This is a genomic window from Saccharospirillum alexandrii, from assembly GCF_004000275.1.
In the GTDB taxonomy this organism is placed as follows: Bacteria; Pseudomonadota; Gammaproteobacteria; order Pseudomonadales; family Natronospirillaceae; genus Saccharospirillum; species Saccharospirillum alexandrii.
The window spans coordinates 1,262,120-1,280,946 of the sequence record NZ_RCIP01000001.1 but is presented as its reverse complement, the minus strand read 5'-3'; the positions used below and the strand labels follow the sequence as shown (position 1 = coordinate 1,280,946).

General features: G+C 57.9%; 19 protein-coding genes. 14 read left to right on the top strand and 5 right to left on the bottom strand.

What is annotated here, in order from left to right; genetic code table 11:
* Positions 1-7 precede the first annotated feature (7 nt).
* From EP166_RS05800 to EP166_RS05780, 5 genes are all read right to left on the bottom strand, one after another.
* Complete coding sequence (locus EP166_RS05800; protein ID WP_127555820.1) at positions 8-799, bottom strand: ABC transporter ATP-binding protein; 792 nt, start codon at positions 797-799, stop codon at positions 8-10.
* Between the two features lie 87 nt (positions 800-886).
* Positions 887-2,083: a substrate-binding domain-containing protein gene (locus EP166_RS05795; RefSeq protein WP_127555819.1), complete on the bottom strand. Its 1,197-nt coding sequence runs from the start codon at positions 2,081-2,083 to the stop codon at positions 887-889.
* Positions 2,084-2,160: 77 nt separating this feature from the next.
* Positions 2,161-3,213, bottom strand: coding sequence for a branched-chain amino acid ABC transporter permease (locus EP166_RS05790; RefSeq protein ID WP_127555818.1), 1,053 nt, complete (start codon positions 3,211-3,213; stop codon positions 2,161-2,163).
* Positions 3,214-3,265: 52 nt separating this feature from the next.
* On the bottom strand, positions 3,266-4,270 hold the full coding sequence (locus EP166_RS05785; RefSeq protein ID WP_127555817.1) for a branched-chain amino acid ABC transporter permease: 1,005 nt from the start codon (positions 4,268-4,270) through the stop codon (positions 3,266-3,268).
* Positions 4,270-5,064, bottom strand: a complete 795-nt coding sequence (locus EP166_RS05780; protein ID WP_246026222.1) for an ABC transporter ATP-binding protein — start codon at positions 5,062-5,064, stop codon at positions 4,270-4,272. Before EP166_RS05780 ends, EP166_RS05785 begins: the two co-directional genes overlap by 1 nt.
* A 370-nt stretch (positions 5,065-5,434) precedes the next feature.
* On the opposite strand from EP166_RS05780, the gene iscR reads away from it, so the two are divergent.
* The 14 genes from iscR to ispG all read left to right on the top strand — a co-directional run bounded on the left by iscR (position 5,435) and on the right by ispG (position 18,790).
* Complete coding sequence (iscR, locus tag EP166_RS05775) at positions 5,435-5,929, top strand: Fe-S cluster assembly transcriptional regulator IscR (protein WP_127555815.1); 495 nt, start codon at positions 5,435-5,437, stop codon at positions 5,927-5,929.
* The gene (locus EP166_RS05770; protein ID WP_127555814.1) at positions 5,926-7,098 is read left to right on the top strand and encodes an IscS subfamily cysteine desulfurase; all 1,173 of its coding nucleotides are present in this window, start codon (positions 5,926-5,928) and stop codon (positions 7,096-7,098) included. Before iscR ends, EP166_RS05770 begins: the two co-directional genes overlap by 4 nt.
* A gap of 18 nt (positions 7,099-7,116) precedes the next feature.
* Complete coding sequence (gene sufB / locus EP166_RS05765; protein WP_127555813.1) at positions 7,117-8,553, top strand: Fe-S cluster assembly protein SufB; 1,437 nt, start codon at positions 7,117-7,119, stop codon at positions 8,551-8,553.
* Between the two features lie 71 nt (positions 8,554-8,624).
* Positions 8,625-9,374 carry a Fe-S cluster assembly ATPase SufC gene (gene sufC, locus EP166_RS05760; RefSeq protein WP_127555812.1) on the top strand — a complete coding sequence of 250 codons (750 nt, stop codon included), beginning with the start codon at positions 8,625-8,627 and terminating at the stop codon, positions 9,372-9,374.
* Entirely contained in the window at positions 9,375-10,667 is a 1,293-nt protein-coding gene (sufD, locus tag EP166_RS05755) for a Fe-S cluster assembly protein SufD (protein WP_127555811.1), read from the top strand. It abuts the gene before it with no gap.
* The gene (locus EP166_RS05750) at positions 10,664-11,884 is read left to right on the top strand and encodes an aminotransferase class V-fold PLP-dependent enzyme (RefSeq protein ID WP_127555810.1); all 1,221 of its coding nucleotides are present in this window, start codon (positions 10,664-10,666) and stop codon (positions 11,882-11,884) included. The genes sufD and EP166_RS05750 overlap by 4 nt, the downstream gene beginning before the upstream one ends.
* Before the next feature lie 88 nt (positions 11,885-11,972).
* Complete coding sequence (locus tag EP166_RS05745; RefSeq protein ID WP_127555809.1) at positions 11,973-12,371, top strand: HesB/IscA family protein; 399 nt, start codon at positions 11,973-11,975, stop codon at positions 12,369-12,371.
* Entirely contained in the window at positions 12,371-12,898 is a 528-nt protein-coding gene (sufT, locus tag EP166_RS05740; RefSeq protein WP_127555808.1) for a putative Fe-S cluster assembly protein SufT, read from the top strand. Before EP166_RS05745 ends, sufT begins: the two co-directional genes overlap by 1 nt.
* Before the next feature lie 82 nt (positions 12,899-12,980).
* On the top strand, positions 12,981-13,400 hold the full coding sequence (locus EP166_RS05735) for a SufE family protein (protein WP_127555807.1): 420 nt from the start codon (positions 12,981-12,983) through the stop codon (positions 13,398-13,400).
* A 32-nt stretch (positions 13,401-13,432) separates the two neighbouring features.
* Positions 13,433-14,995, top strand: coding sequence for a putative bifunctional diguanylate cyclase/phosphodiesterase (locus EP166_RS05730; protein WP_127555806.1), 1,563 nt, complete (start codon positions 13,433-13,435; stop codon positions 14,993-14,995).
* Positions 14,996-15,183: 188 nt separating this feature from the next.
* Positions 15,184-15,612 carry a nucleoside-diphosphate kinase gene (ndk, locus tag EP166_RS05725; RefSeq protein WP_127555805.1) on the top strand — a complete coding sequence of 143 codons (429 nt, stop codon included), beginning with the start codon at positions 15,184-15,186 and terminating at the stop codon, positions 15,610-15,612.
* 111 nt (positions 15,613-15,723) lie between these two features.
* The gene (gene rlmN, locus EP166_RS05720) at positions 15,724-16,887 is read left to right on the top strand and encodes a dual-specificity RNA methyltransferase RlmN (protein WP_127555804.1); all 1,164 of its coding nucleotides are present in this window, start codon (positions 15,724-15,726) and stop codon (positions 16,885-16,887) included.
* Entirely contained in the window at positions 16,884-17,672 is a 789-nt protein-coding gene (locus tag EP166_RS05715) for a tetratricopeptide repeat protein (RefSeq protein WP_127555803.1), read from the top strand. The genes rlmN and EP166_RS05715 overlap by 4 nt, the downstream gene beginning before the upstream one ends.
* Positions 17,669-18,790: a flavodoxin-dependent (E)-4-hydroxy-3-methylbut-2-enyl-diphosphate synthase gene (ispG, locus tag EP166_RS05710; protein ID WP_127555802.1), complete on the top strand. Its 1,122-nt coding sequence runs from the start codon at positions 17,669-17,671 to the stop codon at positions 18,788-18,790. Before EP166_RS05715 ends, ispG begins: the two co-directional genes overlap by 4 nt.
* Positions 18,791-18,827: the final 37 nt, after the last annotated feature.

The window sequence follows — 18,827 nt, the reverse complement described above, 5'->3', positions numbered from 1 at the left end:
GCGCTCCTCAGTTGAGCCAGCGCTTGCGGCGCTTGTAGTGCTTGATGTTTCGGAACGATTTTTGATCGTCCTGCTCGCCAACACCCAGGTAGAAAGTTTGGATGTCGGGGTTTTCACGTAATTGCTCGACCGGCCCTTCAAGCACCACCTTGCCATTCTCCAGAATGAAACCCCGGTGAGCGATGCGGAAGGCGGCACTGGCGTTTTGTTCGACCAGTAAAATGCTGGCGCCCTGTTCCTGGTTCACCCGGGCGATGTTGTCGAATATTTCATCGACCATGCGCGGCGCCAGGCCGAGCGAGGGTTCATCCAGCAAAATGAGCCGGGGTTGGCCGATCAGCGCGCGGCCGATAGCCAGCATTTGCTGCTCGCCACCCGATAACAAACCGGCCGTCTGGTGCGCCCGCTCTTTGAGCTTCGGGAAAAACGCGTAGACGGCGTCGTAATCCGGTTTTTCCTTGCGACCGGTCAGTGCGTAAGAGGCCGCAATGAGGTTATCTTCCACCGTCATTTCGGCAAAAATGCGGCGCCCCTCGCGAACGTGAATCAGGCCGGCACGGGCCAGCTCGTGAGGGGCGACCCGGTTAATGGGGTCGTCGTTGAAGCGAATCTGACCGGCGTCGATGGAACCGTTTTCCAGCGGCAGTAGGCCGGAGGCGGCCTTGAGAACCGTGGTCTTACCGGCGCCGTTGGCACCCAGCAGGGCGACGACCTCGCCCGGTTCGACCGATAACGTCAGGCCTTTCAGCACCTGAATGGCGTGGTGGTAGGCCACTTCAATGTTTTCAATGCTCAGCATGTCTGCATCCGAATTCGGAAACGGGGTCGACCCGGGTTGCCCCGGGCCGCCGTGAGGGTTCAGCTCTGACTGTGAAGCCGAGTTCGATCAGACCTGAATCCAGTCCGAAACCGGGTTGTACAGGCGGGTTTCGGCGTCGTAACGGTACACTCGGCCCTGGCCGATCTTGTTATCGACCACATCGACCGGTGCACCGAAGAAACCGCCGCTGTCCCAGTTGCGAATGCTACCGAGCTCGGCCATCAGGTTGTCGGGCGTGACTTCTTTGTCGGCTTCGATCACCCGCTCCATGCACAGTTTCCACAGTTCCAGGCACAAGCGGCCTTCCAGTTCCCAGGCGGTAACGTAACCGGAAAACCCGGGATTCACGGAGCGTTTGAACGCCCCGAGTTCCTGATAAAACGGGGCCTCGTCCTGGTCGTAGAAATAGCGGTAGGGCATAACGCCCTGGTAACCGTCGAGGAACGGGCCTGCTTGCTCGGTCACCCGATCGGCAATGATTTTTTCCATGCCCCAGAAGGTGCCCATGAACTGGGTGGTCAGGCCAAATGCGCGAGCCCCGCCGATCAACTGCGGCCACACGCCGGTCACGTAGCCCTGCAGAATGGTGTATTCCGGGTTGGCCTGGGCCAGCTTGGTGACGTGGTTTTCAATGTCGGCGCCTTCGGCCCGGGTGACTTCTTCGAGCACCACGTCAATGCCAAGTTCTGCGGCAACTTGCCGGCCATGTTCAATGGGGTCACGCCCGAATTCAGTATCGGAATACACGAAGGCGACGGTTTTGCCGCCTTTATTGGCGATGTCACGCAGTAGAATTTCGAACTGGTCTTCGTAGGTGGGGCCGGCCATGAACTGGTAGGGCCGGTTGGCCGGGTCGGAGAGCGCCGAGGCAAAGGAGGTGGAGCCCATCATCACTGCGTTGTCGCCGGTCAGCGTAGGGCCGACCAGCTCCATGAATCCCGTGGAATCACCGTAGTAAAAGTGCAGGTCACCGGCGGCCTGAGCACGCTGGAAATTCGCCAGGGCGTTGCGCGGAATGTAACCAGAGTCGGCCACCTCGACCCGAATTGGCTTGCCACCAATGCCGCCGTTGTCGTTAACCTGTTGTTCGAACTCGCTGAAGGCCGGGGCCACAAGCTGGCCCGCCGTCGCGAAGGGGCCCGTCATTGGCAGTGACGCCGCCACACGCCAGTGCGCACCTTCCGCCCGCACAATGCCCGGGGCCATGCTGGCCGCCGTGAGAGCGGCGCCGGTTTTTAACAAGGTTCTTCGGTTCAGGGCCATGATAGCCTCCTATTGTTTTAGTTATGAGCTGCGAGCTTCGAGCTGCGAGTTTTGAGCTAACAGCTCGCAGCTTCTTCCTACTTCGCAAACGGCCAGCGCGACATAAAGCGCCAGAAACGGTCCCAGATGTTGACCAGTCCCATTGGCTCGAATATCAAAAAGCCGATGATCATCAGGCCAAATAAAATATCCCGTGTCGGGCTCACCCAGGTCTGGGCGGTTGCGTCCCCACCGGTAATGCTGGCAGCGACAATCTTGAGCAACTCTGGCACCAGCAGAATCAGAATGGTGCCGAAAATCGGCCCCAGTGTGCGCCCCATGCCCCCGGCGACCAGACAGACGACCAGTGTGATCGACATGTTCAACCCAAAGTCTTCCGGCAGTATAGCCGGGAAAAAGTAAGCCCACAGGCTGCCCGCCGCGCCGCAATAGGCGGCTGAGATGGCGAAGCTTTTGAGCTTGTAGCTAAACAGGGCAATACCCAGAATCTCGGCCGAGTAGTCTTTGTCGCGAATGGCGATCAGGGCACGGCCAAAGCGGGTGCGGAACAGGTTCTGCGCGAACAGCAGCATCAGCACCATCACCGGCATGATGAAGAAGTATTTGGCCTGCTGGGACACCAGCTCAACGCCGAAGAAAACGGCGTTGGGGGTTTCGGTGCCGCTGATCCCTCCGGTCCATTCGGCCAGCCACTCCTGTTCGATCAAAAACAAAATGATGAAATTGGCCGACAGGGTGGCCACGGCAAGGTAGAGCCCTTTCACCCGCAAGGACGGCAAGCCGAACAACACCCCAAAGGCCGCGGCAACGACCGTTGAAATAACCAGCGTGATCAGAGGAAATGTGAGCGGCCACTCATGGTGGATGGCAACAGTGGTGTAAGCGCCGACCGCAAAGAAAGCACCGTGGCCGAGCGACATCAAGCCGGTGTAGCCAATCAATACGTTCAGACCCACTACGGCGACGATAAAGATGCCGATCTGACCGGCCAGCAGCAATGCATAATTACTGGCAACGAACGGGAAAATCGCCAGGCCAACCAAAGCGGCTACCAACCCCCAGCGTTTCGGCCAGTTCGACCAGATGCCCTCATCGGCACTGTAATCCGTCTTAAAGTGTCCGGTGATCATGGCGTTATCCTGTGGTCAGGGTGGTTTGAGTCGGTGTCATGGACAATGCTGGTCATATTCGCTCGATCTCCTCTTGGCCCATAAAGCCATGGGGCCGAATCAGAATCACCACCAGAACCGCAACATAGGGCACAATTTCAGCCACACCGCCGCCGAGTTTCCATTGCGCCATTGAACTGAGAATACCCACCAGCATCGAGGCGATCAGTACGCCGGCGAAGGAATCCAGACCGCCCATCAACACGACCGCCAGTACCGACAGACCAAAGAGTCCTATAGCAGGCGACAAGCCATTGCGGCTGGCCAGAATGGCCCCGGCTACGGCACCGGTTGTTGAAGCAACCAGCCAGGCGGTAGAAAACACCCGGGGCACATTAATGCCCATGGCGTAGGCGGTGCTCTGGTCTTCCGCCGTTGCGCGAATGGCCACGCCGGAGCGGGTATACCGCAGTACCAGCATCAAACTGGCGAACAGGAGCAGGGCGACCAGCAAGTTAACGAGTGAGCCGCTGAACAGGAACAGGTTCTGGTCGAACAGCTGGAAGCGGATTGGGAAGTTGGGTCCGAGCGCAGGTACCTGCTCGGCTTCCGCGGTCCAGATAAGGCCTGCGCTGCCTTCCAGCACCCAGATTAGCCCCACGGTCGACAGAATCATCGCAAAGGCGGACTGGCCCAGCAGTGGGCGCATGATCAGACGCTCAATGATCAGCGCCAGTACGGCATTGGCCGCCAGGGCACCCACAAGCCCCAACAGAATGCGCGGCAGGTCACTGACCCAGCTGGCAATGGCGGCCCTGGGTGAGAACATGGGGGCATCGCCCGCGTAGGCGATTAACCAGGCCGGTTCCCAGCTGCTTACCCAGGCTGGCATAAAGGGCGCATCGGCCAGAACGACGGAAAAGGTGAAATAGAAGTAGGCACCGAACAGAATCAGGTGGCCGTGGGCAAAGTTAACCACTTTGGTCGCCTTGAATACGGCCACAATGCCCAGGGCGATGAGCGCCAGAATGCTGCCGGAGATGACCCCGTTGATGATGTACTGAATGAACTGGCCCATCAGGCGGTCACCTCCCCGGCGTCGGTTTTACTGCGGTCGCTGGTGCCCAGGTAGGCCTCAATAACGGCCGGGTTGGCCTGCACCTGGTCCGGTGTGCCCTTGGCGATCTGGCGGCCGAAATTGAGCACCACCACCTGGTTGGAGATGTCCATCACCATGCCCATGTCGTGTTCGACCAGCAAAATGGTAGTGCCCCACCGGGCCTGAATATCCAGAATGAAACGGGCCATGTCTTCGGTTTCTTCCCGGTTCATGCCGGCAACGGGCTCGTCGAGCAACAGTACCTGCGGCTGCATCGCCAGTGCCCGGCCCAGTTCAACCCGCTTCTGCAAGCCATAGGGCAGGGCGGCGACGGGGGCCTTGCGTATGTGGTCCAGCTCCAGAAAGTCGATCACGTCCCGTTCGATCTCGGCGCGCAGCCGGGCTTCTTCGCGCCGGGCCCCACCATAAAAGAATCCGGACGCCCAGAAACCGGTGCTCAGCCGGGTATGGCCACCGAGCTTGATGTTCTCCAGCACCGACATTCCCCGAAACAGCGCGATGTTCTGGAACGTGCGGGCGATGCCAAGTTCAGCGCGCTTGTCGGCCCGCATTCTGGTGATGTTTTGCTTATCAAACAGAATCTGCCCCTGCTGTGGCCTGTAAAACCCGGAGATGATATTGAACAAGCTGGTTTTACCGGCGCCGTTGGGGCCGATGATGGCGGTGATTTCGCCGGGCGCGGCAGTAAAGGACACATCGTCCAGCGCCTTGATCCCGCCAAAGGCCAGGCTGGCCTGGGAAACACTCAGCACAGTCGGACCCTCCCGGCCAGGCGAGGGGGTGTAAGAGATAGCATGGCAGCGACTCCGGAACGGTTCAGGTTGGCCCTGACCACTCGTTATTGTTGTTGTTCGTCTTACGTTATAACTAGTCCAGCCTGAGTGTTTTGTAAACGAAAGGTGGCAATTTGTTATTTTTTTGCATCAATAACGTGCCTGACATGGGACCCGTGATTCGGTGTCACGAGGGGTGGCCGGGCCTTGTGGGCTTTTTAACGGGCAATAGTTGACTGTTTTACTCAGGTATTTATAATTCGCGCCCATAGAGCCTTGCCTGCGTCTTGGGTGGGGGCTCGACTTCATTCATAGACAGACACTTCCGGCTACTCGGGGGATCACCCGCATGAGACTGACGACCAAAGGCCGCTATGCGGTAACGGCGATGCTGGATCTGGCGCTGAACCAGGAGACAGGCCCGATCAGTTTGTCCGACATATCCGAGCGGCAGGGCATTTCGTTGTCTTACCTGGAACAGCTGTTTGCCAAACTGCGCCGTCATACTCTGGTGACCTCAGTGCGCGGGCCGGGCGGTGGTTACCAGCTTGGCCGTCCAAGCGAACTGATCAGTGTGGCCGATGTGGTGGATGCCGTCAGTGAGTCGCTCGATGCCACCAAATGCCAGGGCAAAACCGGCTGTCAGCAGGGCGAAGTCTGCCTGACACACCACCTCTGGCAAGACCTGAGCCAGCAAATTCATGATTTCCTGCACGGGATTTCCCTGGCCGATCTGGTCGGGCGGCGTGATATTCAGGCCGTCAGCCAGCGCCAGAATCAATATTTGAAAACCGGGCGTACCGACGCCCCGAACGAAGCCACTATTTTGGCCAGTCAGCTATGAGTACGCAACCGATCTACTTTGATTATGCCGCCACCACGCCGGTCGATGAACGCGTCGCCGAGCGGATGATGGCGCACCTGACCCGCGATGGCATCTATGGCAACCCGGCCTCGCGCTCCCACCTGCTTGGCTGGCAAGCCGAAGAAGCCGTGGAAGACGCCCGCAATGAGGTGGCCGATTTGCTGGGAGCCGATAGCCGCGAAATCGTCTGGACCAGCGGCGCGACCGAGAGCAATAACCTGGCGATCAAAGGCGTTGCTGAACAATTCGCGCCGCAAGACTGCCATATCGTGGTGGCTGCAACAGAACACAAAGCCGTGCTTGATCCGGCGCGGTACCTGGAGCAAAAGGGCTATGGCCTGACGGTGCTCCTGCCCGACGCCGATGGCGTTATTTCGGCTGAAACTGTCGCTCAGGCGCTGCAGCCCAATACCCGTTTGGTTAGCATTATGGCCGCCAATAACGAGACCGGTGTGCTGAACCCGGTCGCCGGTATTGGTCAGGTGTGTGCCGACCATGATATCTGGTTTCATGTCGATGCGGCCCAGGCCGTTGGCAAGATTCCGGTGAATGTTGATGACTGGCAAGCCACCCTGGTGTCGGTTTCAGCCCACAAGTTTTATGGCCCGAAGGGCGTTGGCGCCCTTTATGTGCGGCGTCGTTCCAGCTTGACGCTGTTGCCCCAGATTCACGGTGGCGGCCATGAACGGGGCATGCGCTCGGGGACCCTGGCCACGCATCAGTTGGTCGGAATTGGCACCGCAGCCAATCTGGTGTCCGAACACCTGGCAGATGAAGGCCAGCGCATTGCGACACTGCGCGATGACCTCTGGCAGGGCATTGCCGACCTTGGTGATATACACATTAACGGCGGCCAGGCCCCGCGTACGCCGGGCCATCTGAACGTCCATTTTGGCGGCGTCGACGGCGAATCGCTGATGATGGCGCTGCGCGACATCGCGGTATCGACCGGCTCCGCCTGTACGTCCGCCAGCGTTGAGCCTTCGTACGTATTAAAAGCCATGGGCTTGAGTGATCAGGCCGCACACGGCTCCTTGCGCTTTAGCCTGGGCCGTTTCACCACCCGTGAAGAGGTGGACCAAGCCATACACCGTATTAGGGACGCCGTGAAGGCCTTGCGCACGCAGGCAAAAACGGCGACCACCTGACCTTCGCAGGGGAATACCATGAGTGAAAACATAGACCAGTATTTGAAGTCGGAGTACTCGGCCGGTTGGATAACCGATATCGAGTCGCTGACCATTCCGCCCGGTTTGAACGAAGACGTGATTCGTCTGATCTCAGCCAAGAAGCAGGAGCCCGAATGGATGCTCGAGTGGCGTCTGAAGGCCTATCGTGCCTGGCTGGAGATGAAAGAACCGGAGTGGGCGCATGTGGTGTATCCGAAACCGGATTTTCAGGCACTGTCTTACTATTCATCGCCCAAGAGTATGGAAGACGGTCCGCAATCGCTGGATGAAGTCGACCCCGAGTTGCTGCGCACCTATGAAAAACTGGGCATCCCCGTGCACGAGCAGGAAGTGCTGGCTGGGGTTGCGGTCGATATGGTGTTCGACAGTGTGTCTGTCGGAACAACCTTTCGCCAGAAACTGAAAGACGCCGGGGTGATCTTCTGCCCAATCTCAGAAGCCGTGCATGAATACCCGGAACTGGTTAAGAAGTACCTCGGTTCGGTTGTGCCGCAGAAAGATAATTTCTACGCGGCTCTGAACTCGGCGGTCTTTTCCGACGGCTCTTTCGTCTACATTCCCAAGGGCGTGCGTTGCCCGATGGAATTGTCGACCTATTTCCGCATTAACGAAGCCAAAACCGGCCAATTCGAGCGCACCCTGATCATCGCCGACGAAGGCAGCCAGGTCAGTTACCTCGAAGGCTGCACCGCGCCAATGCGCGATGAAAACCAGTTGCATGCGGCTGTGGTGGAACTGGTAGCGCTGGACGATGCCGACATCAAATACTCGACCGTGCAGAACTGGTATCCCGGTGATGCCGAAGGCAAGGGTGGTATCTACAACTTTGTCACCAAGCGCGGTATCGCCCACACCCGGTCGAAAATTTCCTGGACACAGGTTGAGACTGGCTCGGCGGTTACCTGGAAATATCCGTCTTGCATCCTGAAAGGGGATGACAGCATCGGCGAGTTTTATTCAGTCGCGCTGACCAGCAACCACCAGCAGGCCGATACCGGCACCAAGATGATTCATCTGGGCAAGAATACGCGTTCGACCATTATTGCCAAGGGCATCAGCGCCAAGCAGAGCTCGAACAGTTATCGCGGTTTGGTAAAAATGAACCCGGGCGCTGAAGGTGCGCGTAACTACACCCAGTGCGATTCTCTGTTGATTGGTGACAAGTGCGGGGCACACACCTTCCCGTACATTGAGTCGAAAAACCCGACGGCAGTGATTGAGCACGAGGCGACCACCTCGAAAGTTAGCGACGACCAACTATTCCTTTGTCAGCAACGCGGCATCGATGCCGAGAAAGCGGTCTCGATGATCGTTAACGGCTTCTGCAAAGACGTGTTCCGCGAATTGCCGATGGAGTTCGCCGTTGAAGCCGGCAAGTTGCTCGAAGTCAGTCTGGAAGGTGCCGTAGGTTAAGTTCCCGGGCCGGTTTAGCCGGCCCTGTGCGCACTCGCGATGAACCGAATTTGAATGAAAGAGATGGAAACATGCTGAACATTAACGATTTGCACGCCCGGGTTGAGGATACCGCCATTCTGCACGGTCTGAACCTGGAGGTTAAGCCGGGTGAGGTGCATGCCATCATGGGCCCGAACGGGGCTGGCAAAAGCACCCTTGGCAACGTATTGGCCGGTCGCCCCGGTTACGAAGTGACGGGCGGTACGGTGACCTATAAAGGCAGCGACCTGCTCGAACTGGAAGCCGAAGATCGTGCCCGTGCCGGCGTGTTCCTGGCGTTTCAGTACCCGGTTGAGATTCCCGGTGTGTCTAACATGGAATTTTTGAAAGCCAGCGTCGATGCCATTCGCACCGCACGTGGTGAAGAGGCGATGAGCTCGATGGATTTCATCAAGCTCGCCCGCGAGAAGTGCAAGGCCGTCGATCTGCCGCAGGATTTCCTGAAGCGCGGTGTGAACGAAGGCTTTTCCGGCGGTGAAAAAAAGCGCAACGAGTTGCTGCAAATGATGTTGCTGGAACCGAGCCTGTGCATTTTGGATGAAACCGATTCCGGCCTCGATATCGATGCCCTGCAAGTGGTTGCCCGGGGCGTGAACGCGCTGCGCAGCCCGGACCGCGGCATCATCGTTGTTACTCACTATCAGCGCTTGCTCGATTACATCGTGCCGGATTACGTGCACGTGCTGGCCAAGGGCCGCATCGTGAAATCCGGTGGCCGCGAACTGGCGCTGGAGCTGGAAAAACACGGTTACAGCTGGATCGACGAGGAGGTGGCCTAAGTGTCCGACCCGATGCAGGCAGAACAGGCCCATCAGGGCTTGCAGGCACAGTCTGACTGGGGCTGGCTGAAAGACTGGCGCGCGAGCGCCTGGTCGCAATTTGCCGCCACCCCATGGCCGACCCGCAAGACCGAAGCCTGGAAGTACACGCCGCTGAAATCCATGCTCGATACCGAGTGGTCGCTGGCGGAACAGCCCGGCACTGGCACCGGAACCGTCTTTGAAGACTGGGACCGTACGGTCATTACGCTGGTCGATGGCAAAGTGGCTGATCATGACGCCTTGCCCGAAGGCGTGACCGTACGACTGCTGTCAAAAGCAACGCCTGAACAACGTGCACAGTTTGAAGACCGGCTGTCTAAAACCCTGGCGGGCGATCAGCTGTTTACCACCTTCAATCAGGCCTTGTTGGCGGAAGCCGTGTGGATTGACGTGGCACCGGAAACCGTTCTGGAAAAACCGCTGCACATCAATCAGGTGCTGTCGTCCAGTGCCAACGGCCGCGCCGTGCCGGTAAGGCTGATGCTGGATCTGGGCGGGCGCAGCCAGATGACGCTGGTGGAAACCTTTTCGAGTGAATCGGACGGACCGGTGTTTATTAATCCGGTGACTGAGATTGAGGTCGGTGACAGCGCCAAGCTGACGCACTATCACCTGCTGCTCGAAACCGGGGATGTTCGTCACCTGGGCTCGGTGCAAGCTGTATTACGTGCGCACAGCCAGATGAACAGCTTTCATATGGCGTTGGGCGGTGTACTGAAACGCAAGGACATTGTTGTTCGCCATTGCGGCAGCGGCGCGCATTTGCAGTTGAATGGCGTCTACTTGCCCAAGGGCAAAGAGCACGTCGATTACCACACAACGCTTGAACACGAAGTACCGCACGGCACGTCGAATGAAGTGTTTCGCGGCATTATCGGTGATGAAGCCAAGGCAGTATTTAACGGTCGCATTCATATCCATAAAGATGCGCAGAAAACGCTGGCCGAGCTGAGCAACAAGAATTTGCTGACCAGTCACAAGGCTGAGATCAATACCAAGCCGGAACTGGAAATCTACGCCGACGACGTCAAATGCGCCCACGGTGCAACCGTCGCCCAGCTCGACAAAGGCTCGATGTTTTATTTCCTCTCGCGCGGTATCAGCCGGCAGGAAGCGGAAGTGATGATGAGCTTCGGGTTCATCAATGAGCTGCTCGAAACGCTCGATGATGAACCGGTCAAACAGTTGTTGCGGCCCATGCTGGCCGCCTTGTTTGCCAAAGAAGACGAGTTGGCGAGGCACCTGGTATGAGCTTTGATGTTGATGCCTTACGTGCTCAGTTTCCGATACTTGACCAGCAGGTGAACGGTAAACCGCTGGTGTATCTGGATAACGGTGCCACAACGCACAAGCCGAACGCCGTGATTGACGCCATTGCCGGTTATTATCGGCACGACAACAGCAATGTGCATCGCGGTGCACACACCCTGAGTGACCGGGCCACCGCCCGGTTCGAACAGGCGCGTGAATCGGTGCGTGGCTTCATCAACGCGCGCAGCACCGATGAAGTGATCTGGACCAAGGGCACCACCGAGGCGATTAACCTGGTGGCGTTCAGCTGGGGTCGCGATAACCTCAAGCAGGGCGATCGGGTACTGGTCTCCGGCATGGAGCATCACGCCAATATCGTGCCCTGGCAGATTTTGGGCGCCCAGACGGGTGCCGAGCTGGTGCCCATTCCGGTGGACGACCGCGGGCAACTGGATATGGTCGCCTTCACCGACTTGCTCGACGAGCGCGTCAAGCTGGTGTCTATTGTTCATGTATCGAATGCGCTGGGCACCGTTAACCCGGTTGAGGCCATTATTGAACAGGCTCATGCCGTTGGTGCCAAAGTGATGATCGACGGCGCACAAGCAGTGGCGCACTGGCCGCTCGACATGCAGGCGCTGGATTGCGATTTTTACGCCTTTTCTGCTCATAAAATGTACGGCCCCATGGGCATTGGCGTGTTGTATGGCAAGCGCGAATTGCTGGAGGCGATGCCGCCGTTTATGGGCGGTGGCGAAATGATCGAAACCGTGTCGTTTGAGGGCACAACCTACAATACGCTGCCGTTCAAGTTTGAGCCTGGCACGCCGAACGTGGCCGGTGCCATTGGTACCGGGGCGGCGATCGAGTTTATTAACAGCCTGGATCGCGACGCGGTCGCCGCGCATGAAGCCGATGTGCTCAACTATGCCGTCAGCCGCGCCAAAGACTACCCGGGGCTGACGCTGGTCGGCGATGCCGATCATCGTGCCGGCGTAATGGGCTTTGTGCTCGAAGGCGCTCACCCGGCAGACCTGGGCATGTTGTTGGACCAGCAGGGCGTTGCGGTGCGCACAGGCAACCATTGCGCCATGCCGATCATGACCCGGTTCGGGTTGACCGGCACCGTGCGCGCCAGTTTTGCGCTGTACAACACCCGTGCCGATGTCGACGCGCTCTTTGCCGGGCTCGACAAGGCCAAAACCTTTTTGATGTAAGCGCTGTTGACCCCATATCGTGTCTGTGGCCCCCGGTGGGTTGTAGACCGACAGGCAAGCAGCCCCTTTGTGAGACAGGAGTACGACCATGAGTGTTGAATCCTTTGATCCGAGTCAGTCAGCCCGGCTGACCATGACCGCCGCCGCCGTGGAGCACAGCCGCCGCCAGATACAGGATGCCGGTGCCCAGGGCATTCGCTTGTCGATCAAGGAAAGCGGCTGTTCCGGTTATATGTACATTGTGGATCTGGTGACCCAGCCGGATGAAACCGATGTGCGTCTGAGCATGGCCGATGACGTCACACTCTTTGTGCAGAAAGACGCCCTGCCCATTGTTCAGGGCACTGAGATCGATTTCGCGAAAGACGGCATCAACCGGGTGATCAAGTTCCGTAACCCGAACGTGACCGCCGAATGCGGGTGTGGTGAAAGCTTTGTGGTCGACGATAAATCGGCCGACAGCGACCTGGCGGAGACCGCGCACTGATGGAAAAACGCATGGTGGTTACCCAGCGTGATGTTGAAGCCCGGCTGGTGCCGGTGGGTACGCCCATCACCATCCCGCAGGACAGCTTTGTTACCCTGACACAGTCGCTCGGCGGGAATTACACCGTGGTGCACAACGGTAACATGGCCCGCATTGACGGTACCGACGCTGATGCTCTGGGCTTTGAACCGCAGCGCCTGGAATTCGAACCCCGGGCCGATGGCGAGATCGACGAAGCCCAGGTCTGGGCGGCGATGGAGACCATTTTCGACCCGGAAATTCCGGTGAATGTGGTCGCACTGGGGCTGATCTACAAGGTGGCCATAGAAGGCCATCACGTTATGGTCGAGATGACGCTGACCGCCCCGGGCTGTGGCATGGGTCCGGTGCTGGTCGACGATGTAAAATACCGGGTGGCCAAGGTGCCCGGTGTCGAGTCGGTGACGGTTGAACTGGTGTTTGACCCGCCCTGGAGTCGTGACAAAATGTCCGAAGAAGCCCAGCTCGAGACCGGTCTGTTTTTTTAGCAGAACTGCCTGAACCAACGAGCCAAAAAACGACACCCCACTAAAGTACTACTTTACCCATTTTCAAACAAACAGGTCAGCTATGAGCACCGAATTCGGCACTGATGTCACCAGCGACGACATCGTTGAAACCTTGTCTTTCTTCGACTCCTGGGAAGACCGATACCGCTATATCATTGACCTGGGGAAGGATTTGCCGGCGATGGACGATGCTCTGAAAACCGACGAGCGAATCGTTCGCGGTTGCCAGAGCCAGGTGTGGCTGGTCGATGACGTCGACGGTGACCAGATCCGTTTTCAGGCCGATTCCGACGCCCACATTGTTCGGGGCTTGCTCGCCATTGTTTTAGCTGCCTACAATGGCAAGACACGCCAACAGATTCTAGACTTCGATACCGAAGCTTATTTTTCGCAGCTGGATCTGGTCAAACATCTCAGTCCAACGCGCGGTAACGGATTGAGAGCCATGGTTGCCCGGATCAAGGACATAGCTGCCCACTGATATCAGGGTAGAACCAAACCGGCGGATTGCCTGTGCGACACAAACGTTGGATCAGTTTGGGCTTATTGTTGCTTTGGCAAGGTGCCGCCTGGTGGTCACTGCAATCGCTGGCCACGCCCTGGTCTGTCTGGGTTGCTACAGCGACCGGCCTGGTGTTTGGCGGTGCCATTCTGATGCTCTGGTCACTTCACTACCGGCGTCTCAAACGCGCTGCCGACTACCGGGTGCTGGAAGCGCATCAGCAGCTCGAAACTGTCCGTCAGGAGGCGAACAAAGATCCGTTGACCGGCCTCAACAGCCGCCGTTACATGCGGGAGCGGCTTGAGGAAGCCTTACACGTCGCGATAGAACGCAATCATCTGTGTGCCGTGCTGATGATGGACCTCGATTTCTTCAAAGACATTAACGAAGCCCTCGGGCATCAGTTGGCCAATCAACTGCTGGAGAGCGTTGCGGTGCGGCTGCGGTCTGTCGTTAAGAAAGGCGATTTGCTGGGCTATTACGGTGCTGATGAGTTTATCGTGCTGTTACCGCACATCCAGGATGGTATGGCCGCCGAACTGGTGGCGCGGCGCATTCTGGCCAGCATGTCCGAACCCTTTGCCGTCAATTCGCATTCGTTGGCCGTATCGGCCTCCATTGGCGTCAGCCTGGGGCCTTCCGATGGCCGGGACGGTGAGACGCTGATACGGGAGGCCGACAGCGCCCTGGCTCAAAGCAAGGCCAGCGGCCGCCGGGGTTACCAGTTCTTTACCCAGTCGATGAACATTCAGGCGGCCGAGCGGCTGCGGATCGATCAGCATCTGCGCGGGGCGCTGGAGCGGGGCGAGCTGGCACTGGTTTACCAGCCTATTGTCGCAACGGAAGATCGCAGTCTGAAAGGGATGGAAGCTCTGATTCGCTGGAACAACCCGGCGTTGGGGCGGGTTTCTCCGGAGGTGTTCATACCCATAGCCGAGCAGATAGGGGTGATTGGCGAGATTGGGCAGTGGGTGCTGAAAGAGGCCTGCGCCCAACTGCGTCACTGGCAGAGCCAATACGAAATTCCGATGCTGATGTCGATAAACGTCTCCCCGCGCCAGTTTCAGGACGGGAGCATTCTGGCTGCGGTTAAGAGCGTATTGGGTCAGATGTTGCTGAACCCCAATTCGTTGCAGTTGGAGGTGACCGAGGGGCTGCTGGTTAATGCATCCGAGCGGGTCGTGCGTGAACTGAATGTGCTCAAGGACGCGGGCGTGCAACTGGCGCTGGACGATTTCGGGACGGGCTATTCATCCCTGTCCTATTTGCGTCATTTGCCGTTTACCGTGCTGAAAATCGACAAAACCTTCATTAACGACATCGCCCAGCGCAGTCAGGATGAAGCGATGGTTGGTGCCATGGTGAAGATGGGTCACAGTCTGGACATGACCGTGGTGGCCGAAGGCGTGGAAACCGCTGCCCAAATGCACTGCCTGGAGACCCTGGGCGTCGACAGCATTCAGGGCTACTATTTCAGCCAGCCACTGTCACCGCGTGAGTTTGAGAACCGATTTCTCTCGCGGGGCCGGGCGACCGGCGTTGCGCTGGATGCCTCGGTGTGGGACCGCCTTTGACGCTTTGGCCCCTGTTTCGGTTGATTTACAGCTGCTCCACCCGTCGGCCCTGACGCCCGTCGCCTTGCGACTTGGGTCCGGCCCGTGTCAAGTCGGGTAAAACCCGCCCCGGAGCCATGGTAACGGCGGCTCCAGCCACGTATAATCCGCGCCCGACTCAATTCGTACACAGTGGAGCTTTACTGAACATGGCTATTGAACGCACTTTTTCCATCGTTAAGCCCGATGCCGTTGCCAAGAACCTGATTGGCGCCATCTACAGCCGCTTTGAGGCCGCTGGCCTGAGCATCGTTGCCTCAAAAATGGTTCATTTGAGCCAGGAGCAGGCTGAAGGCTTTTACGCCGAGCACAAAGAGCGTCCGTTTTTCGGTGCTTTGGTCCAGTTCATGACCTCTGGTCCGGTTATGGTTCAGGTTTTGGAAGGCGAGAATGCCATTGCCAAGAACCGCGAGATCATGGGCGCAACCAACCCGGCCGAAGCCGCTGCAGGCACTCTGCGTCACGACTACGCTGACAGCATTGATGCCAACGCCGTACACGGCTCTGATGCTCCGGCCTCTGCCGAGCGCGAAATCGCCTATTTCTTCTCGAACGATGAGATCTGCCCGCGCGGCTGAAGCATCGATGCGGGGCAGTATCAGGCTGCCCCGGCAGGCCCACGCTGGCATGCTTTCGGGTGTGCGGGGCCTGCTGTTTTAGAACGACCTACCGAATACAAAGGTGAATTCATGACTGAACAAACGGCACAGAAAGTGAACCTGCTGGGGATGGGACTGCCCGCCCTGGAGGCGTTTTTTGTCGACCGTCTCGGCGAAAAGAAATTTCGCGCGATTCAGGTTTTGAAATGGATTCACCAGCATGGCGTCGACAATTTCGACGACATGACCGATATCAGCAAGGCCACGCGGGCCAAGTTGCACGAGTGCGCTGAAATTGTCGCGCCCGAAGTCACCTACCAGAAAGACTCGAAAGACGGCACCCGCAAATGGGTCATGAAAATGCCGGGTGGCAGTGCCATTGAAACGGTGTTCATTCCCGAAGACGACCGTGGCACCCTTTGCGTTTCCTCCCAGATCGGCTGCGCGCTCGATTGCTCCTTTTGCTCCACCGGCAAACAGGGCTTTAACCGGGATTTGAGTACCGCTGAAATCATTGGCCAGGTCTGGATTGCGGTCCGATCGTTCGACCAGCCGGGTGAAAAACGCCAGCGCCGGGTCACCAATGTGGTGATGATGGGCATGGGCGAGCCGCTGCTGAACTTCGACAATGTAGTCGAGGCGATGGGCCTAATGATGGAAGACAACGCCTATGGCCTGTCGAAGCGCCGGGTTACACTGAGCACCTCAGGCGTCGTGCCAGCCATATACGAACTGGCCAAGGTCACCGATGTGGCGCTGGCGCTGTCGCTGCATGCGCCCAACGATGCCCTGCGCAATACGCTGGTGCCGGTGAACCGCAAGTACAACATCCAGTCGGTGCTGGACGCCTGCAACCATTACATGAGCCGGTTCTCGGAAAAGCGTGTGGTCACCATAGAATACACGTTGATGAACGAAGTGAATGACAAGCCCGAACACGCCCATGAACTGGTTGACGTACTGCGCAACACGCCCTGTAAAATCAACCTGATTCCGTTTAACCCCTTTCCGAATTCAGGGTATGAACGCCCCAGTAACAACCGGATGCACAAATTCCGGGATATCCTGACGGCGGCAGGCTACAACGTCACGATTCGCAAGACGCGTGGCGACGACATCGATGCGGCCTGCGGTCAGCTGGTTGGTGAAGTGACGGACAAGACCCGTCGTTCCGACCGGTTTATCGAAGCAGTTCAGTTGGGCCAGACGGCGGCCGAACTGGCGGGTGCCCGTTTTCAGAGGAATGTACTATGAACGTGATCCGTGCCCTGGCGCTTGTTGCGGTGTCGGTGTTGTTAACCGCCTGTGTGACCACAACCCAAAGCCCATTCTCCGGCAAACAGGATCTGGACAAAGCCGTAGAAACCTATATTCAAATTGGCTATGCCCACTTCGAAAACAACAACCTGTTCGAAGCCAAGCGCTCGTTGGACCAGGCGCTCGACATCGACAGCCGAGCCTCGGGTGCTCACTTAGGTCTGGCCCGTGTGTATGAAGTCGAACGGGAAGTTGACCTGGCCGATCACCATTTCCGCCGCGCCATTCGGTACGACGGCGGAACCGAGGCACGCTTTCAGTATGCGGTTTTTCTGTATAACGAGCGCAGCTATGAAAACGCACGCGAGGAATTTGCCGAGGTCGTTACCGACACTTTTTATCAACGCCGTGCCCTGAGCTTCGAATATCTGGCGTTGAGTTCGCGCCGCGTTGACCGGGTCGATGAAGCCATTGCTGCCTATGAGCGGGCCATTGTGCTGGATCGGTTGCTGGTGAACAGCTACATCGGGCTGGCCGATTTGCAATTCCAGCAAGAGCGTATGCAGGAAGCCTTGCGAGCCTACCGAGGGTACATTTCACTGGTACGTGCCAACCGGGCGAATCAGAGCCCCTTTACGCTCTGGCTGGGTGTCCGCATCGCTCATGCGATGAACGATGAAGATCTTTATTCATCACTCGAACTGCAATTTCGCAACCGTTTTGCCAACAGCCCCGAATTTCGGGAATTTCAGCGCTGGAAGCAAGAGCAGGGTGTTTCATGAACAAGCAACACGTTAGCCCGATTAAACGTCGGGTATCGCGCAAAATATGGGTGGGTGATGTGCCCATTGGTGGCGATGCGCCCATCGCCGTACAAAGCATGACCAACACCGAAACCTGCGATGTCGATGCCACGGTCGATCAGATCGAGCGGCTGCAATCGGCGGGTGCCGATCTGGTGCGGGTCTCAGTGCCCAGCATGGACGCCGCCGAAGCGTTTGGCGCCATTCGCAAACGCGTCAGCCTGCCGCTGATCGCCGACATTCATTTCGACTATAAAATCGCACTGCGAGTCGCCGAACTGGGTGTCGATTGCCTGCGCATCAACCCTGGCAACATTGGCCGGGAAGACCGGGTTCGGGCTGTCGTTGAAGCTGCGCGTGATCGCGACATACCCATCCGTATTGGTGTGAATGCCGGCTCTCTGGAAAAAGACCTGCAAAAGAAATATGGCGAACCGACCCCGGAAGCGCTGGTCGAATCGGCCATGCGTCACATCGACATCCTGGACCGGCTCGATTTCCAGAACTTCAAACTCAGCCTGAAAGCCTCCGATGTCTTTATGACCGTGGCCGCCTACCGGCAGATTGCGAGCCAGATTGAACAGCCGCTGCACCTGGGCATTACCGAAGCCGGCGGCCTGCGCTCGGGCACGGTGAAGTCGTCGGTAGGGCTGGGCATGCTGCTGATGGACGGCATTGGCGACACGCTGAGGGTCTCGCTGGCGGCAGACCCGGTTGAAGAGATTAAGGTTGGCTTTGATATTCTGAAAAGCCTGCGCCTGCGCAACAAGGGCATTAACTTTATTGCCTGCCCGAGCTGCTCGCGGCAAAACTTCGATGTGATTGGCACCATGAATGCGCTCGAATCGCGGCTCGAAGACGTGCTGACGCCGCTCGACGTTGCGGTGATCGGCTGTGTGGTTAACGGCCCGGGCGAAGCCAAGGAGGCTGACCTTGGCCTCACCGGTGGCAGCCCTTCTAATCTGATCTACGTCGATGGCAAGCCGGACCACAAAGTGCAGAACGACACCTTGGTGGATCACTACGAACAATTGATCCGCCGTAAAATTGCCGAAAAAGAAGCCGAAGAAGCGCTGGTTATCGCCAAGAGCCAGTAATATGGGTCGGCGATTCCGGAACCTTGGATTCTGGGCC